The organism is Paenibacillus sp. UNC451MF (assembly GCF_000686845.1).
GTDB lineage: Bacteria > Bacillota > Bacilli > Paenibacillales > NBRC-103111 > Paenibacillus_S.
Window position 1 is genome coordinate 122,494 of sequence record NZ_KK366026.1, and the last position, 20,868, is coordinate 143,361.

General features: G+C 47.8%; 14 protein-coding genes, 1 riboswitch and 2 other annotated features. Of the genes, 3 read left to right on the forward strand and 11 right to left on the reverse strand.

From position 1 onward, the window contains the following. Positions 1-17: 17 nt before the first annotated feature. From moaC to BP97_RS0134335, 4 genes are all read right to left on the reverse strand, one after another. The gene (gene moaC, locus BP97_RS0134320) at positions 18-512 is read right to left on the reverse strand and encodes a cyclic pyranopterin monophosphate synthase MoaC (RefSeq protein WP_028553112.1); all 495 of its coding nucleotides are present in this window, start codon (positions 510-512) and stop codon (positions 18-20) included. Beyond that, positions 509-1,147, reverse strand: coding sequence for a 5-formyltetrahydrofolate cyclo-ligase (locus BP97_RS0134325; RefSeq protein WP_028553113.1), 639 nt, complete (start codon positions 1,145-1,147; stop codon positions 509-511). Before BP97_RS0134325 ends, moaC begins: the two co-directional genes overlap by 4 nt. 142 nt (positions 1,148-1,289) lie before the next feature. Continuing rightward, on the reverse strand, positions 1,290-2,090 hold the full coding sequence (locus BP97_RS0134330; RefSeq protein WP_028553114.1) for an FkbM family methyltransferase: 801 nt from the start codon (positions 2,088-2,090) through the stop codon (positions 1,290-1,292). Positions 2,091-2,156: 66 nt separating this feature from the next. Next, entirely contained in the window at positions 2,157-3,047 is an 891-nt protein-coding gene (locus tag BP97_RS0134335; RefSeq protein WP_197035587.1) for an endonuclease/exonuclease/phosphatase family protein, read from the reverse strand. 256 nt (positions 3,048-3,303) lie between these two features. On the opposite strand from BP97_RS0134335, the gene BP97_RS38480 reads away from it, so the two are divergent. Next, positions 3,304-4,404 carry a hypothetical protein gene (locus BP97_RS38480; protein WP_051621228.1) on the forward strand — a complete coding sequence of 367 codons (1,101 nt, stop codon included), beginning with the start codon at positions 3,304-3,306 and terminating at the stop codon, positions 4,402-4,404. Between the two features lie 124 nt (positions 4,405-4,528). Beyond that, on the forward strand, positions 4,529-5,182 hold the full coding sequence (locus BP97_RS39340; RefSeq protein WP_051621230.1) for a hypothetical protein: 654 nt from the start codon (positions 4,529-4,531) through the stop codon (positions 5,180-5,182). Between the two features lie 120 nt (positions 5,183-5,302). Here the strand turns inward: BP97_RS39340 and BP97_RS38490 are convergent, their stop codons facing one another. Next, positions 5,303-7,915, reverse strand: a complete 2,613-nt coding sequence (locus BP97_RS38490; RefSeq protein WP_036747098.1) for an Ig-like domain-containing protein — start codon at positions 7,913-7,915, stop codon at positions 5,303-5,305. 644 nt (positions 7,916-8,559) lie between these two features. Here BP97_RS38490 and BP97_RS0134360 point away from each other — a divergent pair. Beyond that, the gene (locus BP97_RS0134360) at positions 8,560-10,515 is read left to right on the forward strand and encodes an ABC transporter ATP-binding protein (protein ID WP_028553116.1); all 1,956 of its coding nucleotides are present in this window, start codon (positions 8,560-8,562) and stop codon (positions 10,513-10,515) included. Between the two features lie 254 nt (positions 10,516-10,769). Here BP97_RS0134360 and BP97_RS0134365 read toward each other — a convergent pair whose 3' ends face one another. The 6 genes from BP97_RS0134365 to BP97_RS40545 all read right to left on the reverse strand — a co-directional run bounded on the left by BP97_RS0134365 (position 10,770) and on the right by BP97_RS40545 (position 20,774). Beyond that, positions 10,770-13,352, reverse strand: a complete 2,583-nt coding sequence (locus BP97_RS0134365) for a hypothetical protein (protein WP_028553117.1) — start codon at positions 13,350-13,352, stop codon at positions 10,770-10,772. A gap of 376 nt (positions 13,353-13,728) precedes the next feature. Continuing rightward, positions 13,729-14,544 carry a class I SAM-dependent methyltransferase gene (locus BP97_RS0134370; RefSeq protein ID WP_028553118.1) on the reverse strand — a complete coding sequence of 272 codons (816 nt, stop codon included), beginning with the start codon at positions 14,542-14,544 and terminating at the stop codon, positions 13,729-13,731. A 77-nt stretch (positions 14,545-14,621) separates the two neighbouring features. Then, on the reverse strand, positions 14,622-16,199 hold the full coding sequence (locus BP97_RS38495; protein WP_051621257.1) for a 2-isopropylmalate synthase: 1,578 nt from the start codon (positions 16,197-16,199) through the stop codon (positions 14,622-14,624). Positions 16,200-16,315: 116 nt separating this feature from the next. Next, positions 16,316-16,623, reverse strand: a binding site (T-box leader). Positions 16,624-16,688: 65 nt separating this feature from the next. Next, positions 16,689-16,957 (reverse strand) — a binding site (T-box leader). Positions 16,958-17,085: 128 nt separating this feature from the next. Next, on the reverse strand, positions 17,086-18,483 hold the full coding sequence (locus BP97_RS0134380; protein ID WP_028553119.1) for an NCS2 family permease: 1,398 nt from the start codon (positions 18,481-18,483) through the stop codon (positions 17,086-17,088). Positions 18,484-18,653: 170 nt separating this feature from the next. Further along, positions 18,654-18,754: riboswitch (purine riboswitch) on the reverse strand. A 254-nt stretch (positions 18,755-19,008) separates the two neighbouring features. Next, complete coding sequence (gene guaA / locus BP97_RS0134385; RefSeq protein ID WP_028553120.1) at positions 19,009-20,547, reverse strand: glutamine-hydrolyzing GMP synthase; 1,539 nt, start codon at positions 20,545-20,547, stop codon at positions 19,009-19,011. 68 nt (positions 20,548-20,615) lie between these two features. Continuing rightward, positions 20,616-20,774: a hypothetical protein gene (locus BP97_RS40545; RefSeq protein ID WP_156043510.1), complete on the reverse strand. Its 159-nt coding sequence runs from the start codon at positions 20,772-20,774 to the stop codon at positions 20,616-20,618. Positions 20,775-20,868: the final 94 nt, after the last annotated feature.

Below are 20,868 nucleotides of genomic sequence, written 5' to 3' on the forward strand. Positions count from 1 at the left end.
ATTGTACCGTAAAGTGATTACATTTCGGTGTCGTTTCTGTGAAAATCACCGTTTTTACCGCCAGTCTTGCTAACCAGCATAGTAGGACCAATCACCATATCCTTCTCAGCTGCCTTACACATATCGTAGACAGTCAATGCGGCTGCCGATACAGCAGTCAACGCTTCCATCTCAACCCCGGTCAAGCCCTTGGTCTTAACAGTCGCTTCAATATAAAGCCGGTCGTCAGCGTTATCGCTGAACCGGATATCAATACCGGTCAACGATAACGGATGACACATCGGAATCCAGTCCGACGTTTTTTTGGCTGCCATGACGGCGGCGACTTGTGCGACGGCAAGTACATCGCCTTTACCGATTCTACCTTCCTTGATCAAGGTTAAAGTAGAAGGCTTCATCGATACCGTCGTCCTCGCGGTTGCGGTACGGCTTGTCTCCTGTTTGTCGGAGATATCGACCATTCGGGCTCTGCCTTGCTCATTAAAATGAGTTAACGGAGTCGAATCACTCATTTCTTCAGCCCTCCTGTTTTGGAGGCGCGTAGCGTTCTTTCCTCCGTAATCAGCTCGTCCAACCGGAAGTCGAACAATCCCATCGGAACCTCCTTAATCATTTGCAAATCAAAGGCTCCTGCAATAATATACGGCATAGTCCAACCGGAACGCACGTACTGCTGCATGAAACGATCATAGAAGCCTCCGCCGTAGCCTAATCTGCCGAACTGTAAATCAAAAGCCAAACCTGGAACCAGAATCACATCGATCTGTTTCATTTCATGAAACCGCGGTGCATGCGGCACGGGCTCAGGGATATTCCAAGCGCCCTTTTCCAGATCGTGATAAGACTCTATCTCGAACAGTTTCAGAAGCTTAGGCTCCTGCTGCACTTTGGGGACAAGGACACGGTACTGCTTGGCCCAGCAAGCTTCCATAACCGGTGTCACATCGACCTCAGATTTCACTGGCACATACGTAAATAAAGTGGGCCGATGACCCGGCCTGACACTGGCATCCATAATCTCGCCGATTCGGCGAATTAACGCTTCACTAACTTGCTTCGATTTACTGGTATGCTCTGAAGGAGACAATGCATTTCGCTCTGCCTCTGCTAGACGTCGAAGCTCCATTTTCCATTCTTTGATATTCATGTAACGGCCTCTCTTTGATGGGGTCGGAAACGTGAGGAATTTGCTCTCTAATGAAAAAACATCATTTTCATTCAGTTTACAACAATTATCCATTAAAAAAAAGCAAGAGATCATTTACACGCAATTCTTTTCTGTTTTTGTCCTATTCTTGGCTTGCAGGCTTCATAACGACATATGGAAATCCAGGGCCTGTAAGAATCTCTTCCAACGGAAAAGACACAAGCCGGCCTTCGGAATCGATGAGATAGAACGAATAGCCGAGCTGTTCATGGTAAGACCTCAGCAACTGATGAAAAGGCTCGAGGTCGTTTTGAAGTGCCGCGTTATTGAGTTCAAATACAATCGTTTCAATCGTTTGCTGTGCCAAGTACTCTTCCATCCCAAGAAATGCGTGATACTCGCCTCCTTCGATATCGATTTTCAAAAGATCGATTCGGGGTATAGTGGAAGAAAGCTGGTCTAGCTTCTCCGCTGGTATGGTGATGGATTGAACCTCTTCTTTATAATGTTGAAAATAATTTTCATTATGCTTTTGAATAGAAGCATTTCCTTTAAATTTCTCATTGGCGTAAACGGGAATGACCGTATTTTGACTGTAAACCGCTTTGTTATAGACGATGGTACGGTCATGCAAATAATTAATGGAAAGTGAATCATTCAGATAATCGGTCATTTTTGGATTCGCCTCATAGGCTACCACTTTGCCTTGGGCTCCTACAAGCATCCCGAACAGCACGGAGTAATAGCCCACATTAGCTCCAATGTCGACCACCGTTTGTCCCGGCTTCATATGATTGATTAAGTATTTAGTCAAAGGCAGCTCCACTGCTCCTGACAACACAAGCTGAGGCATAAGACTCAAATCATCCGCAGGCACAATCAGAGTGCCATTCCAAACGGTTGAGATCAGCATTCGATTATTACCTATATAAAGTCCGTGCATAGATACCTCCTGAGAGCCTTTTATCCATTCCTATTAACGTATGCTCTGTATGAAGGAATGATGGCTTCAATCTCCGGACTGAGACAAGGCAACTTGGTATAGGACAGGCACATGATCGGAGGCATTCGTTGTTTCAGTCCAGGCTAACGCATCAGTCATAGCGGGAAAGCTTGTAAAAATATGATCGATTTGTCCCCCATGTAATACCGTAGACTCAGAAATAGGTAAAGGAGCCATATGCAGCTGCTGATTTAATTCCTTCATTAAAGGGTCATCATCAGCCATATTCAGATCCCCCAGCAACACAATCGGTGTTCGGATTTCTTTTACAATACGAAGCAGCTCAGGCATTTGGCGTTCACGGTCAGCTTGGGTCACCCCCAGATGAGTCGTTATTATCGTTATAACCTTCCGATCCCCCTGTTGATTTCCTTGTGCTGCGCTTTGCGGCCATGGCATCACCATTTCGGCAGTCAAGACAACCCGCGGCTCCTTCTCTCCTGGAAGTGGATAAACTCGTGGATTCATCAGAGGATAATGGCATAATAAAGCGATTCCATATTGAGATACGCCTTGTCTAATAGCCGGGGCATAGACGAACGTCATGCCAAGAGACTGTGCCAAGGCACGCGCTTGATCCTGAAGGCCGCTACGCCCCTGAAAACGGTCAACCTCCTGCAGCGCAATAAGGTCGGCATTCCCTTGCACCAGAGCATTCCGAACAGACTGCAAACGAACTTGACCGTCTAAACCTTTAGCATGACGAATATTAAATGTCATCAATGTTAACTTACTCGTTCCATTAATAGAAGATCGACTGAGTCCTGTGCCTGTAGGTATCCGAAAAGAACCTATTAGTACGCTGACTCCTATGACTATAAATAGATATAATGAGAGTCTCCCCCCACTTCGAAACTTCTTCCCATATTCCCGTCCCAAATTCGTTTGCAGCTGCACAGAGCTCACCTCTTTTTCTAACACATACGAAGTCCTGTACATCGTTCACCCGCGCGGCAAACTCCACGTACATCCTGTTCCATCGAGCATACGATAATGGTTGGAAGTTTGTATACAAGGAAACGGATGGAAACTTTTATTCAGCGCACTTTCAGCTAACATTAATGAGAGGTTAAGCTACGCTTCATAGGTTTTTCATAATCTGAGCCTATACTTCAATGTGTAAGGAAAATTATTCATAAAGGTGGAGAAACTTATGAAGCAAATAGGAAAAAAAATACTTACAGGTACAATCGCAGCAGGATTCCTGCTTGGAGGCGGATTGACTGCCGTTCTGACTCAAGCTCAAGCACAGGATACAGCAAGCTCGACTGTTCAAAATAATTCAGATACTAGCTCCAAACAAGATAAGGCAGGCTTCAAAAAAGGAATGGAAGGCCGCGGCGAACGTCCAGGATTTGGCTTTGGCGGCAACAACGTAATCAAAGAAACAGCTACATTGCTTGGTGTTGAGCAAAGCGTTATCACCGATGAGCTGAAGCAAGGCAAAACATTAGCTCAAATCGCTCAAGACAAAGCAGGTCTAAGCCAGGAGGACTTCTTGCAAAAATTAGTGGCTGCAGAAACAACAACTATCGATGCTGCGGTAACTTCCGGTAAGCTCACTCAAGAGCAGGCGGACAAGCAGAAAACGAATCTAACCGATCGTCTGACCAAAGAAATTACGAACACAGGCTTCGGCAAGGGCTTTGGTGATAAAGGCGACAAAGGTGAAGGCCGCGGCAACAATGTGTTCCAACAAATCGCTACCGTATTGGGTGTTGAACAAAGCGTCATCCAGGATGAATTGAAGCAAGGGAAAACATTAGTTCAAATCGCTCAGGATAAAGCAGGGTTAACCGAGGACGCTTTCTTGCAAAAACTAGTGGCTGCAGAAACAGCAAATATTGATGCAGCAGTGACATCCGGTAAGTTAACTCAGGAGCAAGCCGACAAACAAAAATCAGATCTTTCCGATCGTTTGAAAAAAATGATTGAAAATACGCAAAAGCAAGGACCTATGGGTGGCGGTTTCGGCAGACCGGATCATTTCGGTGGCTTTGCTAATAACGATACATTGGCCAAAATCCTCGGAATTACAACAGATGAGCTGACTACCCAACTGAAAGCAGGAAGCTCACTCGTTGAGATTGCTCAATCCAAAGGCATCACTGAGGATCAATTGATCACTCAAGTAAAAGACAGCATGACGGACTCCATTAAGAAATTTGTTGAGAGCAAAGGACAACAAGGCCACAAGGAGAAAAAAGCTCCAGCATCGGAAACTTCTTCCGCTGCTGCAACTGCTTCCGAATAAGCTTTCCTTTAAGTCTCGATTTTCCTCCTATACAACATAAAGAGAGCTGCCCCTTTGAGGTAGCTCTCCTTCATGTCTCATATAAAAACAAACCAACGGATAATAGGATGAGAGGAAGATTCATATGAAATATAAACAACTCCTAGGCATGTGTGCATTATTAGCGGTTATTGCGAGCGGCTGCGGAACAGCAGCAGACGGATCGGCAAAAAGTACCGCCAACGCAGCCGGCTCCACAAACACACCCGCGGCCCAAGCTCAGGATCAGAAGCAGGATGCAAATCAAAACACGCAGGACAAACAACAAAAAACAGCAATGAGCCAAGGTCAACGCCAAATGATGATGACCTTTCAAGAATTGATCCGGATGGATAAACAAGAAGGGCTCGGGATAACTAAAGAACAAGCCGCTCAAATGCTCCCCGTTGTGCAAGATAGTGTGACAAAAGATGAGCTTACTACAGATAACCAGACGAAGCTGGTTGAAAAGCTGACAGCTGAACAAAAGAAGTTTATTGATGATGCTGCTTCACGCACACCAATGAGACAAGGAACCGGCGATGCCAATGGCGGGGAAGCTAAGCAGAAACAAGCACCGACAGAAGAACAGCTTAAGAAGATGGAAGAAAATAAACAGCAACGACAGCAGCAGAAATCGGATGCTGAGGCCAATGGGCAAGATAATAAAGATAAACAGCCAAGAAACGGTGGTTTCCCTGGCGGTGGCAAAGATATCGGGCAGCAGCTCATTGAACTGCTTCAATCGAAATCCAAATAGCTTCCTTGGAGTCATGCTAAAGAGATACATAGCCTTTTAAAGTTATATAGAAAAAAGGACCCGCTACTCGCGGATCCTTTTTTATTAGTTTTATGAATGGATTATAGCTTCTTAATGGAGTTAATTTACGATAACATATACCGTCGTTTTCTTCTTAGCATACGTAATCGTTACGGTTGCTTTCCCTTTACCTGTTGCCTTGATGATACCGTCCTTTACATCAGCAACACGAATATTGGAAGAAGTCCACAATGCCGGAATTGTAACATCTTCTTCAGCCAAGTCCTCGAAAGTAGCTGTTGCTTTTACTTCTGCCGTCGAACCCGACTTCAGCTCTACGGTAACCACGTCGGTCTTCAAATATTTCAGCTTATCGATCTCAACAGGTACTGCAACACTCTTACCGCCGAACGATGCGGAAATAGTAGCACTTCCTGCAGCTACGCCCGTTACCAGCCCTTCACTTACATCAGCAATCTTGTAGTTGTTCGATTTCCACTGTGCAATGGCTGATACATCTTTCTTGCTATCGTCGGAAAGTGTCGCCGTCAATACGATTTGCACGGAAGAGCCACTTTTCGTAGAGACATATCTTTTATCAACTTCTAATGACTGTACTACGCCGATCTCTACCGCAATCGTAACTGACTTACCGCCGTACTTTGCCGTAATCGTCACTTTCCCACGCGATACCGGAGTCACAATACCGTTCTCTACCGTTGCAATCTGAGGATTGCTAGAGGTCCATTCCGCTTGGGAAGAAACATCCGTAGCATCTCCATTGGAGTCGGTGGCGCTTATTGTAATCGCCTTGGTCTCGCCTAAGTCAAAGTTAATGAATGATGGTTTCGCGGTCAGCTTGTCCGCCATATCAACTTGAACATTGAACGTAACCGCTTTGCTCTCGAACGATGCCGTTACAGTCGCCTCACCAGAGCCTATAGCTGTAACGATTCCTTCTTCCACTGTTGCCACTTTGGCATTGGAAGTAGTCCATACTGCATCTTTCTTAAGATTATCCGGTGTCGTTCCATCCGTATAAGTAGCTGTCAGGTTCAGCTCTTTCTTGTCGCCTTTCTTCAAAGAAACATTCGTATCACTTGTAGTAGTCAAGCTTTTCAGCACGCCTACGGATACTTGAATCGTTGCCGTTCTTGTGCCGTATTTAGCCGTAATAGTTGCAGCACCAGTACCTACACCTGTAATCACACCTTTACGAACCTCAGCGATATCGGGAGCGCTGGACGACCATTCAGCTTTTTCAGTAATATCATCGGATTTACCATCATTATAGATCGCGAACAAAGTGACCTTATCGTAGCCTCCAACTTGGAAGCTTACGGTTTTCTTATCCGGCTTGATGACATTCGGAATATCAACGGAAACTTTGATCGTTACACTTTTCTCGCCATAGGTTGCAGTAATCGTTGCTTCACCCGCTTTATAAGCGGTAACCTTGCCATCCGTTACTTTGACAATCGCTTCATTATCTACAGACCACTTCGCTTGTTTGGCCACATCCTCCTTGGTATTGTCCAAGTAAGTAGCCCAGAGAACAATCGTCTCTTCTTTGCCGGTGTTCATGAAAAGAGCGTCCTGCTCTGCTTCCAATCTTCTCGGCACTTCCACGTCTACAACCGCAGAAACGGTTTTGTTGCCATATTTTGCAGTAATGGTTACTTCACCGATAGCATTTGCGAACAATTTACCTTTTACAACACTTACAATAGCGTCATTACTCGATGCCCACTCCGCGCGGTCCGTAATATTTTCCGGATCCCCTTCCGCGTAGGATGCCATAAGCTTCAACTGCTCAGTACCATTCTTCTTCATATATACGTTCTCGGTACCGAGGTCCAGCTTAACCGCATTATCTACATCGACTTTAATCGTAGTTGATTTAGTACCATAAGTCCCTGTAATCGTTGCTTGACCTGGGCCGTAACCCGTGATTTCCCCTTTTAGCACATCAGCAACTGCAGGATTATCGGATTCCCAATCTGCCAGGTTCGTCACATCTACTTTACTGCTGCCATCCGGATAGGTGGCGAATAAAGTAATGGTTTCCGATTTGTTAATCAATAAGGATAATTGAGATTTACTCGGATCGACCCTCTTAGCAATTTCTACGCTCACTGGGATAGAAACCGTCTGATTGTTATATTTGGCGGAAACGATTGCCGTGCCCGAGTTTTGGCCTTTAATTTTGCCATCGACTACCGTAGCAACCGCATCGTTATCAATAGTCCACTCTGCTTTGGAAGTGACTTCTTCATTCGTACCGTCGTCATAATAGGCAGTCAGCTTAACCTGCTCTTCGCCATCCTTGCGCATTTCTACCTTTTGCTTATCTTTCACAAGCGAACGAACATGCTTGATGACAGTAACGTTAACAATTACGGTTTTCTCCATATAACTTGCCGTTACGGTTGTCGTACCTTCTGCCTTGGCTGTTACAACACCCGCATATACCGAAGCAACACCTTTCGCTTCTGGAGCCGGATTCGAAGTCCAGTCCGCTTTGATCGTAACATTCTCCGTCGCTCCGCTCACATACACAGCGGTAGCTGTTAAAGCTGCTGTTTCGCCTACTTCGAGCTGCAACTCGTTTTTATTCAATACAAGGTTGGATATTTCTTGAGTAGCCGCCATAGCGCTCATCACGCCAAAGCTGCTCGACACGATACTTAAAATAAGAAACAGTATACAAAGTCTTGTTGCCCGCAAACGCATTGTTTCATCTCCTAGTCTATGTACTTTATTGGACAGCATCCTAGTTAATAGAATCCTGCTTCATGTGACTCCTGCTGTTCAAAAAGCCGACATTGTATCGATGTTGACTATGACTTAAGCTTTCGCCGTCATTCGTTCTTGCACCGCAGTCCTCCTTTTAGGTGGTAGTCTTCGCCCGAAAAAGCCCTGCTTTTAAGGAGCGTGCCATAACATATGGCGGACGGTATACCTTATCGGTACAGTACATCTATTTTATCGACAAAATGCATCAAAAAGTTTAGGTTTTTATCTGAAAGAATGCTGAATGCTTCAGGGAGCCTGCTGCTGTATGTGGATAACACAGCCTGTGGATATGTTGATAGGAATCCATTGATCTATGCACAGACTTTATTTGTTGATTGTTGATTTGTGCATAAACCTGTGTATAATTCACCTAAAGCCCTATGTCATTTTGCTCACCGCAGCAAAAAAACAATGATTTGAGCTACTAGGCCGCACTAATACATGCAGGCTGAAAATTCATCAAGAACATGTTACACTAAGATAATTGAGACTATTACAGGCTTACACTCGTTAAGCTGCGTATTTATTGAAGCTATAGCACATCAAGTGCAAGTTAGCGCAAAAAGTTTAGGAGGCTAATCATGCTGCTGCAAGTTTCGGGAATTACAAAAAGCTACGGAATCAATACCGTGCTTTCTAATATATCGCTGCAAATCGAGGCCAGGGAACGGATCGGACTGGTCGGAGTGAACGGTGCGGGCAAATCCACCCTGCTGCAAATCATCGCCGGAGAGATGTCCTATGATTCGGGCGATATTTTCAAAAGTAAGGAAACAAAGATCGGCTATTTAAAACAAAATAGCGGACTCGTATCGGACCGTTCGATTTGGGATGAAATGAAAAGCGTATTTACCCATCTGGAAGAAGCTGAACAGGAGCTTAGAAGACTGGAAGCGATGATGGCGGATCCGGATGTGCTGGCAAACGACAAGCAGACGGAAGAGACGATGAAACGTTACGCATCCTTGTCCGAATGGTTCAAGGAGCAAGGCGGGTATGAAGCCGAGGCTCGCATCCGCGGAATTTTACATGGGATGGGATTTGGAAATTTCGCTCCTGAGACACCCGTCAACACGTTAAGCGGAGGGCAAAAGACACGGCTGGCACTAGCCAAAATGCTCCTTCAAGCACCTGACCTGCTGCTGCTGGATGAGCCGACGAACCATTTGGACATCCCTACCCTCACCTGGCTTGAAGGATATTTGCGCTCTTATTCCGGGGCCATCCTGGTCGTATCCCATGACCGCTACTTTCTAGATGCTCTTGTGAATGCCATCTACGAAATCGAACGTACAACGTCCAAGCGCTACACCGGCAATTATACCCGGTATGTCGAGACGAAGCAGGCCGAATATGACATCCAAATGAAGCAATTCGAAAAACAGCAGGAAGAAATCGCAAAAATGGAGGAGTTTGTTCAACGCAACCTCGTCCGCGCTTCTACCACCAAACGTGCACAAAGCCGCCGTAAAGCATTGGAGAAGATGGATAGGCTGGACAAGCCGCTAGGCGACTTGAAGCGAGCGAGCTTCTCTTTCGAGGTGGAGCAAACCTCAGGCAAGGAAGTACTGCAGGTGAGCAACGTATCCATATCCTACGATGGGCGCAAGCCACTGCTGCGCGACGTTTCCTTCCAGCTTCGCCGAGGGGATACGGCAGCTCTGATCGGACCGAACGGGATTGGGAAATCCACACTCCTGAAGACGCTAATCGGTACACAGCAGCAGGACAAAGGTGATATTCGTTGGGGAACCAACGTACGAATCGGTTACTACGATCAGGAACAGAAGGGCTTGAATCCAAACAAGACCATTCTCGCCGAGGTGTGGGATGAGTTTCCAAATTTGGAGGAAGCCCGCATACGGACAGTACTCGGCAGCTTTCTATTTAGCGGTGAGGATGTATTCAAGAAAATCACTGCGTTAAGCGGCGGAGAAAAAGCCCGCGTCTCCTTGGCCAAGCTGATGCTGCAAAAAGCGAACGTGCTTATTCTCGATGAACCTACCAACCATCTGGATTTGTTCAGTAAAGAAGTGCTGGAATCCGCGCTCATCGACTACGAAGGCACGCTGCTGTTTATTTCCCATGACCGATATTTCTTAAATAAAATGGCGGAGTCCATGCTAGAACTTAAAAGCGACGGAGTCACCTCTTATTTGGGGAATTACGATGATTACGTGGAGAAAAAGCAGGAGCTTGCCGAAATGGAGCAGCAGCGGCTGGCAGCCGAAGCGGCAAAAAACAAAAGCAGCGCGGCCAACGGCAATAAGCCCGCTTCTTCTGGAGCATCGATGGAAAGCGGCTATGAAGCCAATAAAGCGGCGAAGCGCGAGGAGCGCACCAAGCAGCGTAAGCTCGAGCAACTGGAGCAAACGATCGCCAAGCTTGAGGAAGAGCTGTCTCAAATCGAGGAGGAGCTTGCACAGCCGGAAGTATACAACGACTATGTGCTCGTTCAGCAAAAAAATGAAGCGATTGAACATAAAAAAGCCGAATTGACCGACTGCTATGAGCAGTGGGAACAATTGGCTGAATAATGCGGGGGCGTCTGTTTATTCAGACGCCCTCATTCTGTCGAGAAACCTGTTTTTCGTGAAATTCGCTATATAGGTAGGTGGGATATGCCTCGGAAGAGTTTACGTCCGCCTTTGAAACCCGTGAAATACCTCTAAACTCAAATCAAATTCATGGGTTTCAATAGCGGCTGGAGGGGGATATCCCACCGGAGTATATTAGCTTAGCATATTTCAGGTTTTGTAGGTTTCATGTCAATCACAGGGCGTCTGTTTATTCAGACGCCCTCTAGTTTTAAGAGCAGCAGGGGAACGCTGCTGTATACGATCATCGTTGCCGCGGCAACGATGCCGGAGTCGTTGAGCAGGAGCGCGGCTATAGCTCCGATGACATTGGCCGCACATCCGAACATGATATACGGATAGCGTCTTTGCCAGCGGCGGAACAGTCCGCGCGGCCGAAGCACGAGAACCGCCATGACGACCAGGCTGGTAAGCAGCACCTTGCTCCAAGCAGAGACACCGATCAGGTGCCAATTCATCTCCAGCTTGCGCATGATGATGACACCGATCAGGTCGAGACGCCCCTGGAGCAGCGTATGAAAGGCTCGGCCGATATGGCTCTGCTTATCGGCGGAGTCTACCGTGGCGCCTGCGTTCAGCAGCCACAAGCCTGCGAGCGCTGCCGCCAGCAGCAGCGCCAGCGTGGGCATGGCGCGCAGCCAGCGGCGTCCGCCAGCCAGGCGCGCGCCTAACGCGCCAAAGGCTACCGCCGCGGACAACGCTCCGCCGGCGTTAGTGCCGAGCGCCGGCGACGCGAGGTAGCCGGCGACGGCGGCGCCAACGGCCGCGGCGGGCCAGGCGCGCCACACGGCCGCGGCTCGTGCCGCCAAGCGGCTGCCGCGCAGCGCTGCGCCGGGCGCCGTGCCCGCTCGAGCGGCCAGGCTGCTGCCGGCGCGAAGCAGCGGCGCGAGCACGCCCACCGGCGGCAGCCGCCAGGCCGTTACGCCGCCAGCCTCGGCGGCTGGGCTGTGCAGCAGCGCGGTGGCGTAACCCGCCGCCTCCGGCGATACTCCCGCGGACGAAGACTCAGCCCGCGAAGCTGCAGGAAGCGTGACGCTATCTGCTCCCGCTTCCGCAGGGCGGCGCTTATGCCGCCGAAGCGATTGCTGCAGCGCGGTGAGTCCCAACAAGGATGCCCCCAGCACCACGCCCATGCACTCGTTGCCCATGCCGTAGTATCGCGCCCCGATCATCGGATCGTAGCCTAGCACCGATTGCTGCATTGCCTTCGCTCCATGCATTCCGTCATACAACAACAGCAAGGTCACTATCGATCCTATTCCCGCCAAACACACTGCGGTTCGCCCTGGCTTGGAAACAGCATAATACGCACAGCAAGAGCTGATAGCTAGTACCGATCCCAGTGCAATTACGGATGTGAGCACAGCAGGCTCACTCGGCATCCATCCCATGGACAATAACCCGGCAGGCGCCAGCAGTAATGAAAACAGCAGTCCGATACAACACATGACCGTCCTTTTCCCCATATACTTCTTTCCAAACATAGCCACAGACAGTACAGCAAGCATAACGGTTATTTCATATATGGCGAGACCATATAACAGCGGAGGACGCATCACATAGACGTTCTGCATATCTCTTACTTGTCCTAAGAGCCCCGGAAGTACATCTTGCTTCGGCATCGCATGGATGGTCAGCCCAATCATCGCCTCCGGCGTCTCTAGCCCAAACCTTCCGAGCAGCGTAGGGGCCAGATCCACTAACGACACGATGCCCGGACGGCGGGTTGTCGCAGAGGTAAGAAGCGCTTCGTCTGAGCCATTCATAGCTGGGCCGTACATAAGCAGCGGGGCCATATAAGCCTTTGCTCGTACAGCATCGCTGTTCACTTGCGGACTAAACAGCCAGAGCTCATTCCCCTCAGAATCTGGGGCTTTTCTTATCTCTCGCGCGGCTTCACCAATAAAACGATCCAGATCCGCCAAAACGGCCCGCTTCATTCCTTCGAAAGCCGCCTTCGAATACATCCCCTTCTCATCATACAATCGCGCAAGATCCCCAATTTCCATCAAAGTAACGGAAGGCGCGGGCTGCTCAAGCCAGCGGTTCAACAGCCACCTATAATCGGTTTTTAATCCGGAGGGCCACGAGGGATCACGAAGCTGTCCCCTACCGCTCACATCACCGTATTTTACCGCATTTGATACATCCATCAGCATTAGCGGTGCGTACCGCCGAATCAACCGTCCTATTTCATCCTCCGATGCTCCTATCGGTTTGGCTCGATCTGCGTTTCCCCATACACTAAGACGGATACCGGCTGACTCGAGTCTCTCCCCCAGAAGCCCCGGGACGGCACGATAATAGTTATTCATATTCATTCTGCGCATGACTTCTGCTTCTTTAACCACAATGGAGCTATTCGAGAAACGTCCGGCATGCCGCTGAACCATACCTGCCGCACCCTGTCCATTCCACAGCTCATTGCGCTGCAGTCCCTGTACCCCGGGCCCTCCCTCCGCAAAATGACCTGCGCCTATCGATAAATAAGCATCCTCCAGCCCTTTACCCGGTGTTCGGATATTAAGAGATCCCCAAGCAGCGCCTTGTCGAAGATTCATCAATTGAGGCATGGCCTCCTGCCAAGCAGGAGAAAGCTCCAGGAAAGAGAAGCCTGGTACAGACAATACCCATATTTTTTTATGTACTTCATGGGTTAGTTTTAGCCCCTCGGAAGATAAGGGCGGCTGAAGCTCGGAATATGCAGCGGCATGTCCGTACGGAAGTAAGCTTATCCCTAATGTAAGGACAATCCTGGCTATCCACAATGGATTCATGTTAGTGCTTCTCCTTTATCAAGAAACCCTCCTGGATTTCTTATTTATCCAAGTACAGTCCCCTAATATCCACCTATCTATCCAAACTGTGCATATTTAAATTAATAGCCCCTTTATCCACAAGCTTATTCACAATAAAATTAGTCCCTTCTCCCTAGAAAACCAACCTTTTCCGCGTTCATCCACAAGGATATCCACATTATCCACAGAATGGATGTCTAATGATTATCCACGCGCCTCTTTCTCATCTGGGTATAACAAAGGTTGATTTACAGCCTCTTTACAAAGTTATGCACATTATACACAGGGGCTGTGGATAACTATTATCCACAGCCCCTGTAGGTGTTTGACTATTAAGTTCCTTTTTCCAAACATACTAGCCTTGCTTTCTTCCGATATAGAGCAGATGGGGAGAAATGCCCAGCACATAAGGATTTTCAGCAGTCTGCTTCAGCATCTCTAAGATTTTCGCAAATTCATCTTCCCCTCTGCTTCTCCAGTAGTTCCATTGGTCGGGTTGAAGCAAAGAAGCAATATTGGACGAGCCTATCAGCTTTACGGTTTCGAAACCGTTGGTTTCCATAAACGGCTGTATTTCTTCTATTTGAAAGTAATAAGCACCAGTAAACCGTCTCTCCTCCTGGTGGTCAAACCGGCCGTTTTCCATAAAGCTTGCAATGTTATCGGCTGTATCATTAGGCTTCCAATGCTGAGGCGCCGTCAGTGAAGTGATCAAGTGCCGTACCCTTGACATGAATGCGACAAATACAAATCCGCCTGGCTTTGTCACACGGTACAACTCCTTAACGGCACTTATCTGATCCTGTTCTTGCTGCAGATGGTACATAGGTCCGAGCATCAGAGAAGCATCGAAGTGGTTATCCCTCAATTCACTCAAAGCGATCGCATTTGCCGTATGAAAGCCTTCAAAACGATCATCTAGGCCCAGCTCCTGCGCTCTCCCTCTTGCCGCATCAACCAGCTTAGCGGTAATATCCGTTAATGTGACTTTGTAACCTGCTTGAGCCAGCTTCATTGAATATTTCCCCGGACCGGCTCCATTATCTAATATAAGCCCTTGCTTAGGAAGATACGTCTGGATGAAATGCCAGTTAATTAAAAATTCAATCGGCTCGCGGTCGAGGCGGCCCCACTCGTCAAAAGACTCGTAATACTGCACGACACGATTCATTGTTTCCAGCTCCTCTTCCAATTCTTATAAGGAAAGGCCCTATTTATGAAGCTCTGGGTGCAGACAATTTTAGCTACTCATCCATTTGAAACTACAGCCGTCTTCTGGCCTGTGGAAACTGAACCTTCTGTTTGACCACATTGCCCCTGCTCCCGAACCGCCTGATTGCAAGCCGCCATGAATGCTTGAGCTACCGCCATCAATACATCTCGATGTTCTGATACCCCTCTGTAGCTGCTTCCATTGGCGCTCACAGTCACGATAGCTTCCCCGTTCGCTTCCTCACCAGAGGACATGGAATAAAGCTCCAAATCAGCGAACTCAACATGGATCGGCAGCACCTGCTTAATGCCCGCAACCAAAGCTTCTACGGGAGCATCTCCCGTTCCCGAACAGACGATTTGTTCTCCTGTCGAATTATTGGTGACGGTGCAGGAGGCCATCTGATGTCCTGCCGTTCCTGTAAGCACTTGAGCTTGAACTAAGGTGAACGGCTCAAGCACGGTGTTCACTGTACTGCCCACCAGCTCCATCAGCTGATGATCCTGAACGACCTTCTGCTTATCAGCCAGCTCTTTAAAGCTGGTGTACAACGATTCCATCTGGCCTTCTGTCAGCTGTACTCCGAATTGACTTACACGATGCTTGATCGCATGACGGCCGGAATGCTTGCCAAGAATAATCATGCTGCGCGGAACACCCAACCGATCAGGATCCATAATCTCGTACGTATTACGGTTTTTCAGCAACCCGTCTTGATGGATACCCGCTTCGTGCTGGAATGCATTGCGTCCGACAATCGGCTTGTTGAAAGCGATTGGGAAGCTCATAGCACGGCTCACCCTTTGAGACACGGTATAAATGTGCTCTGTTTGGATACCGGTTTCCGCCCCAAGCGCTTCTTTACGCGTTTCAATCGCCATAACCAGCTCCTCCAGGGAGCAGTTCCCTGCACGCTCTCCAACACCATTCACGGTTACCTCCACTTGGGTGACACCCGCACGAATGGCAGCCAAGCTGTTAGCTACGGCAAGCCCCAAATCGTTATGACAGTGAGCACTGAATTCCACTTGATCGCTGCCGCGGACGTTATTCATTACTCGGGTGAACATCGCACCGTATTCTTCAGGAAGTGCATAGCCTACGGTATCTGGGATGTTAATGATCGTAGCCCCTTCAGCTATAACCGCTTCAATCATTTCGAACAAAAATTCATCTCCAGTTCGAGTGGCATCCATTGGTGAAAATTCGATCCGATCTACAAATTGCTTAGCATAAGCGACCATAGAACGAGCGATTTGAATGACCTGCTCGCGTGATTTGCGAAGCTGAAAATCCAGGTGAATATTCGATGACGACAAGAATAAATGCAATCTGCGCCGCTCCGCAGCTTCCGTAGCACGTATAGCCGCATCAATATCTTCCTTTACCGACCGTGCAAATCCACAGATTTCAACGCCCTGAACCTCCTGGGAAATGCGCTGTACTGCCATAAAATCACCAGGGCTTGAAATCGGAAAACCCGGCTCGATAATATCGACGCCCAGCTGCGCCAACTGCTTCGCAATCACGATCTTTTGCTCTGGATTCAAGGATGCGCCCGGTGCTTGCTCTCCATCTCTCAGTGTGGTATCAAAAATATGGATTCTCTTCATTCCGTTTGGCTGATTTCCTTCTTGGTTATTGTTATGAATTGTCATTTGTAAAGCCTCCTCTAAGGTTTTTGAACTGCATCATTCCTGCCTATACAAAAAAGACCTATCGTCTCCACATAAGAGACGACAGGCCTTCGGCTGCCGCGGTACCACTCTCGTTGACTCTTTCCATTCGGAAAGGAGTCCACCTCGCTCGCAACAAGCGTCTTATCCGGCAAGCAGGTTCTGTTCATACACCGCTTCACCACGCCTTGTTGCGTTCCCCGATCACGTGGGGCTAATCCGTCAGAGCTTAATTTCCAGCCATGCTGGGTTCAGCCCTGCCGCTCCGGGGCGAGATTCAAGCATCCGTCGACTGCGTCGCACCACCCCGCAGCTCTCTGTTCGTCCGGCTTGCTTTACTACTCCCGTTCTTAGCGTTATTTTCTGTATATGATTTTGTTTTAGTACGTGTTGTTAAATAACCAAAAAAGGCCTGACGTCTCCTGTAAAAGAGACGACAGACCTGATCTATCGCGGTACCACTCTTGTTGACCCGGCTGCAAGCCAAAGTCCACCTCGTGTGCTTAGGGTATAATGCCCTTAAGCACGCCTGATCACGGAGGCCATCCGTTGAAACTTAATTGCCGATGCAGCGCTACATCGTTTCAGTTTCACCGCTCCCGGGCGAGTTTCGTAGGCTTCACTGACTGCGTTGCACCACCCCGCAGCTCTCTTAACAGTTCGGACCAACTACTGTTCCCGTTCCTAGCGTTTTAATATTGATTGCAATTATAGTATGCGTCTTTTGAAATGTCAATGCATGCATTTAAATCATTTTTGGAATAAAAGAAAAAGCCCCGGTATTCCGTTAAGGGAAATACCGAAGCTTTTAACACGATCGTTATTAGCCTTCACTGCCGAAAAATGCATACCGCAGCACGATCAAGACAGCCAGTACCCACATCAACCAATGAACCTTGTGATTATTGTTTCCGGTCATGCGGGAGAACGATGCCAAGATTACATAGGTGACAACACCGAACGAAATTCCGTTAGCGATATTGTAGGTGAACGGAATGAAAGTGATCGTGAAGAACGCTGGAATCGCAACAACAAAATCTTGGAAATCAATTTCTTTAACCGACTGCATCATCAGTACGCCGACAATAATCAAAGCTGCTGCCGTAGCGGAGCCAGGAATCAAAGCCGCAATCGGAGCGAGGAACAAAGCAAGCAGGAAACACACGCCTGTTGTAACGGCTGTCAAACCAGTACGTCCGCCTTGAGCAACGCCCGCCGCGCTTTCGACAAAGGCCGTCACGGTGCTTGTACCTACCAATGCGCCACCGCTTACTGCAATCGCGTCAACCATCATGGCTTTACCGACTTTTTTGTTGCCTTCTTCTTTATTTTTCATGAAACCAGCACGGTTCGCCGTACCTACCAGCGTACCGAAGGTGTCGAACAATTCAACAAATGTAAAGGTCGCAATGACCGAAATAATCCCTGCGTTAAGTACGCCTTTGAAGTCAAATTGGCCAAAAGCCAGTTTGCTCAGATCAGGAACCCAAGTGGTTTTAGCATCCGTCAAGGTGCCCAAATTCACTTGTCCCATTAATAATCCGACCACAGTCGTCAGCAAAATACCGAACAAAATCGCTCCGCGAACTCGAAGCACCATCAAGATGGAAATAATCAAAATACCAACGATACAGAGCACTACATTCGGATCTTTCAAGCTGCCCATATGAATAATGGATTCGAACGATAGCAGGTCCGTATATTGATGAGCCTTCACGTCATTGCTTGTTTCTACCGCAATAGCCATCATACCGCTGTTTTTCAAGCCGACTATCGTAATAAACAATCCGATACCCACTGTAATTGCGTGCTTCAAGCTGTCAGGCACAGCAACCAGCAGCATTTGACGTACCTTCGTAACCGTCAATACAATAAAGATCAATCCGGAAATAAATACTGCCGTTAACCCCATTTGGAAAGTAAACGTACCTTGTGAAGCCAAAATCACCGTTGCAAAATAAGCATTCAATCCCATCCCTGGAGCCAAAGCGACCGGAAAATTAACGAATAACCCCATCGCGATAGTCATAACACCAGCAGCAATCGCAGTGGCCAAAAATACGGAAGTCCAGTCCATACCTGTGGCACCGGAGCCAAAGCTACTGAGAATGTTCGGATTTACGGCCAAAATATACGCCATCGTCATGAAAGTAGTCAAACCTGCCATGATTTCAGTACGCACATTGGTACCGTTTTCCTTCAGCTTAAAAAATCGATCCATTCCCCAAATCCCTCCAATGGTTTTTGGAACAACGAAAAAATCCGGCTTTGATCAGTGATCAAATGGCCGGACTCACAAGCAAAGCCGGGTCAAGACTGTGCGATTCCCCCGAAACCACAGAAAAAGGCTTTCTTCAAGCCCTCTTTTGTCATTTCGGGAGAGCGACTCGTCTCTCCGCTTTGTTTGCTCGTAGCCAGATCATTTACGGTGATCTCGTAGAAACTCCCAGGCCAATCCCCAGGATTATACGAAACAGTTATTCCCTAATATTCTTCATTTATTCTAAATTTCATGACGAAACTTGTCAATGGATTTTTCCGAACATTAACGAAAGTTTTTTTATTCTCGTTCGTTTATTGCTAATGGTTTCCTCTAAATGAAATCGCTTCAACGAGGTCGAACTAGCTTAATTGCTTTATTGGATGTCCATAAACAAGAAAAGAGCCCTTCCCCTTTAACGAGGAAAGACTCTTCCAAGGCACGATGCTAGAAGCATTACGCCTATTTTACAGTGACAGAATTCGACTATTCCCATTCGATCGTTGCCGGCGGTTTGGACGTAATATCGTACACAATACGGTTTACGTTATCCACTTCGTTAACGATACGCACAGAAATTTTCTCTAGAACATCCCAAGGAATACGTGCCCAGTCGGCTGTCATTCCGTCAATGGAAGTTACAGCGCGGATACCTACTGTGTAAGAATACGTACGGGCATCACCCATAACGCCAACACTCTTCATGTTCGGCAAAGCTGTGAAGTACTGCCAAATTTCGCGGTCAAGACCCGCTTTGGCAATCTCATCACGCAGAATCGCATCGGATTCACGAACAATCGTCAGCTTCTCTTCGGTTACTTCGCCCAGCACACGGATCGCAAGACCCGGGCCAGGGAATGGTTGACGCCATACGATAGCTTCTGGAAGACCGCACTCCAGGCCTACTTTACGCACCTCGTCCTTGAACAGGGCTTTCAACGGCTCAACAAGCTCAAACTTCATGTCTTCAGGCAATCCACCTACGTTATGGTGAGATTTGATCGTATGCGCTGTTGCTGTGCCACTCTCTACAATATCGGTATACAAAGTTCCTTGTGCAAGGAAAGCAAAATCGTCAAATTGAGCCGATTCCTCTTCGAACACGCGAATGAACTCGTTACCGATGATTTTACGTTTTTGCTCCGGATCGTCTACGCCGGCCAGTTTACCCATAAAGCGGTCGCGCGCATCGATTTTTACCACTTTCATATCAAATTTGCCGACAAAGGTATCCATAACGCCTTCCGCTTCCCCTTTGCGCAGCAAACCATGGTCGATAAACATACAAGTCAATTGATCGCCAATAGCTTTGTGAATCAGCATTGCCACGACAGAAGAGTCAACGCCGCCGCTCAGCGCACACAGCACCTTCTTATCGCCCACTTGATTGCGAATATCACGGATAGCATCTTCAATAAAGCTTTCCATGCTCCACTGTCCTTCACAACCACATACATGGTACAAGAAGTTGTGGATCATATCATTGCCATACACGGAGTGACGCACTTCCGGATGGAACTGAACCGCGAACATTCTTTTCTCAGGATGGCTCATAGCGGCTACAGGAGCATGCTCTGTGCTTGCATCCACGACAAAACCAGCAGGTGGCTCAACAACAAGGTCACTGTGGCTCATCCATACCGTTTGCTTTTTGTCCAAGTTATGAACCAGGCTGCAATGGTCGGCGAAATCAACCTCTGCTTTTCCGTACTCACGCTTGGAGGCTCTTTCTACTTTCCCTTGCAGTTGATGTGCCATCAGCTGCATCCCGTAGCAAATACCCATAATGGGTACGCCAAGATCGTAAACGGCTGGATCTACCATTGGGGAATCTTCACCGTATACACTTGCCGGTCCACCAGAGAACACGATACCTTTCGGCTGAAGCTGCTTCAGCTTCTCCACTGGCGTATTATAAGGCAGCAGCTCACTATATACTCCCAAATCGCGAATACGGCGGGCGATCAGTTGGTTGTACTGTCCTCCAAAATCGAGCACAACAATAATTTCATTTGGCTTGTCCATAATTTCCTCCTTAGAGTTTTCGTAGAAAACTTTCTTCGTAAGCATTGCTGAGTTTTGTTTAGCAAAACTTACTTCGTAAGCAGTGCTGAGTTTTCGTAGATTACTTTCTTTCTTCCGTCAATCCATGTGCTGCAGTTCCGCGGACGCAAAACCAGGTTCACACGCAAGCTTCCGCCTCTTCCATTCAATGACCAAGACCTGAAGCTCTGCTCTAAATCAATAGACATTATTATAAGCTTCCGTTACAGAAAGGGCAATGCCTCCATCAAAAATGCACAATTAGGCAAAAAATTAAATGCTTCACAACTAGTATTTCCTACA

Bases quoted from the DNA above. Each gene is read 5' to 3' on its own strand.
- moaC (WP_028553112.1), bottom strand. From the start codon at position 512: ATGAGTGATTCGACTCCGTTAACTCATTTTAATGAGCAAGGCAGAGCC.
- BP97_RS0134325 (WP_028553113.1), bottom strand. From the start codon at position 1,147: ATGAATATCAAAGAATGGAAAATGGAGCTTCGACGTCTAGCAGAGGCA.
- BP97_RS0134330 (WP_028553114.1), bottom strand. From the start codon at position 2,090: ATGCACGGACTTTATATAGGTAATAATCGAATGCTGATCTCAACCGTT.
- BP97_RS38480 (WP_051621228.1), top strand. From the start codon at position 3,304: ATGAAGCAAATAGGAAAAAAAATACTTACAGGTACAATCGCAGCAGGA.
- BP97_RS39340 (WP_051621230.1), top strand. From the start codon at position 4,529: ATGAAATATAAACAACTCCTAGGCATGTGTGCATTATTAGCGGTTATT.
- BP97_RS38490 (WP_036747098.1), bottom strand. From the start codon at position 7,915: ATGCGTTTGCGGGCAACAAGACTTTGTATACTGTTTCTTATTTTAAGT.
- BP97_RS0134360 (WP_028553116.1), top strand. From the start codon at position 8,560: ATGCTGCTGCAAGTTTCGGGAATTACAAAAAGCTACGGAATCAATACC.
- BP97_RS0134365 (WP_028553117.1), bottom strand. From the start codon at position 13,352: ATGAATCCATTGTGGATAGCCAGGATTGTCCTTACATTAGGGATAAGC.
- BP97_RS0134370 (WP_028553118.1), bottom strand. From the start codon at position 14,544: ATGAATCGTGTCGTGCAGTATTACGAGTCTTTTGACGAGTGGGGCCGC.
- BP97_RS38495 (WP_051621257.1), bottom strand. From the start codon at position 16,199: ATGAAGAGAATCCATATTTTTGATACCACACTGAGAGATGGAGAGCAA.
- BP97_RS0134380 (WP_028553119.1), bottom strand. From the start codon at position 18,483: ATGGATCGATTTTTTAAGCTGAAGGAAAACGGTACCAATGTGCGTACT.
- guaA (WP_028553120.1), bottom strand. From the start codon at position 20,547: ATGGACAAGCCAAATGAAATTATTGTTGTGCTCGATTTTGGAGGACAG.
- BP97_RS40545 (WP_156043510.1), bottom strand. From the start codon at position 20,774: ATGTCTATTGATTTAGAGCAGAGCTTCAGGTCTTGGTCATTGAATGGA.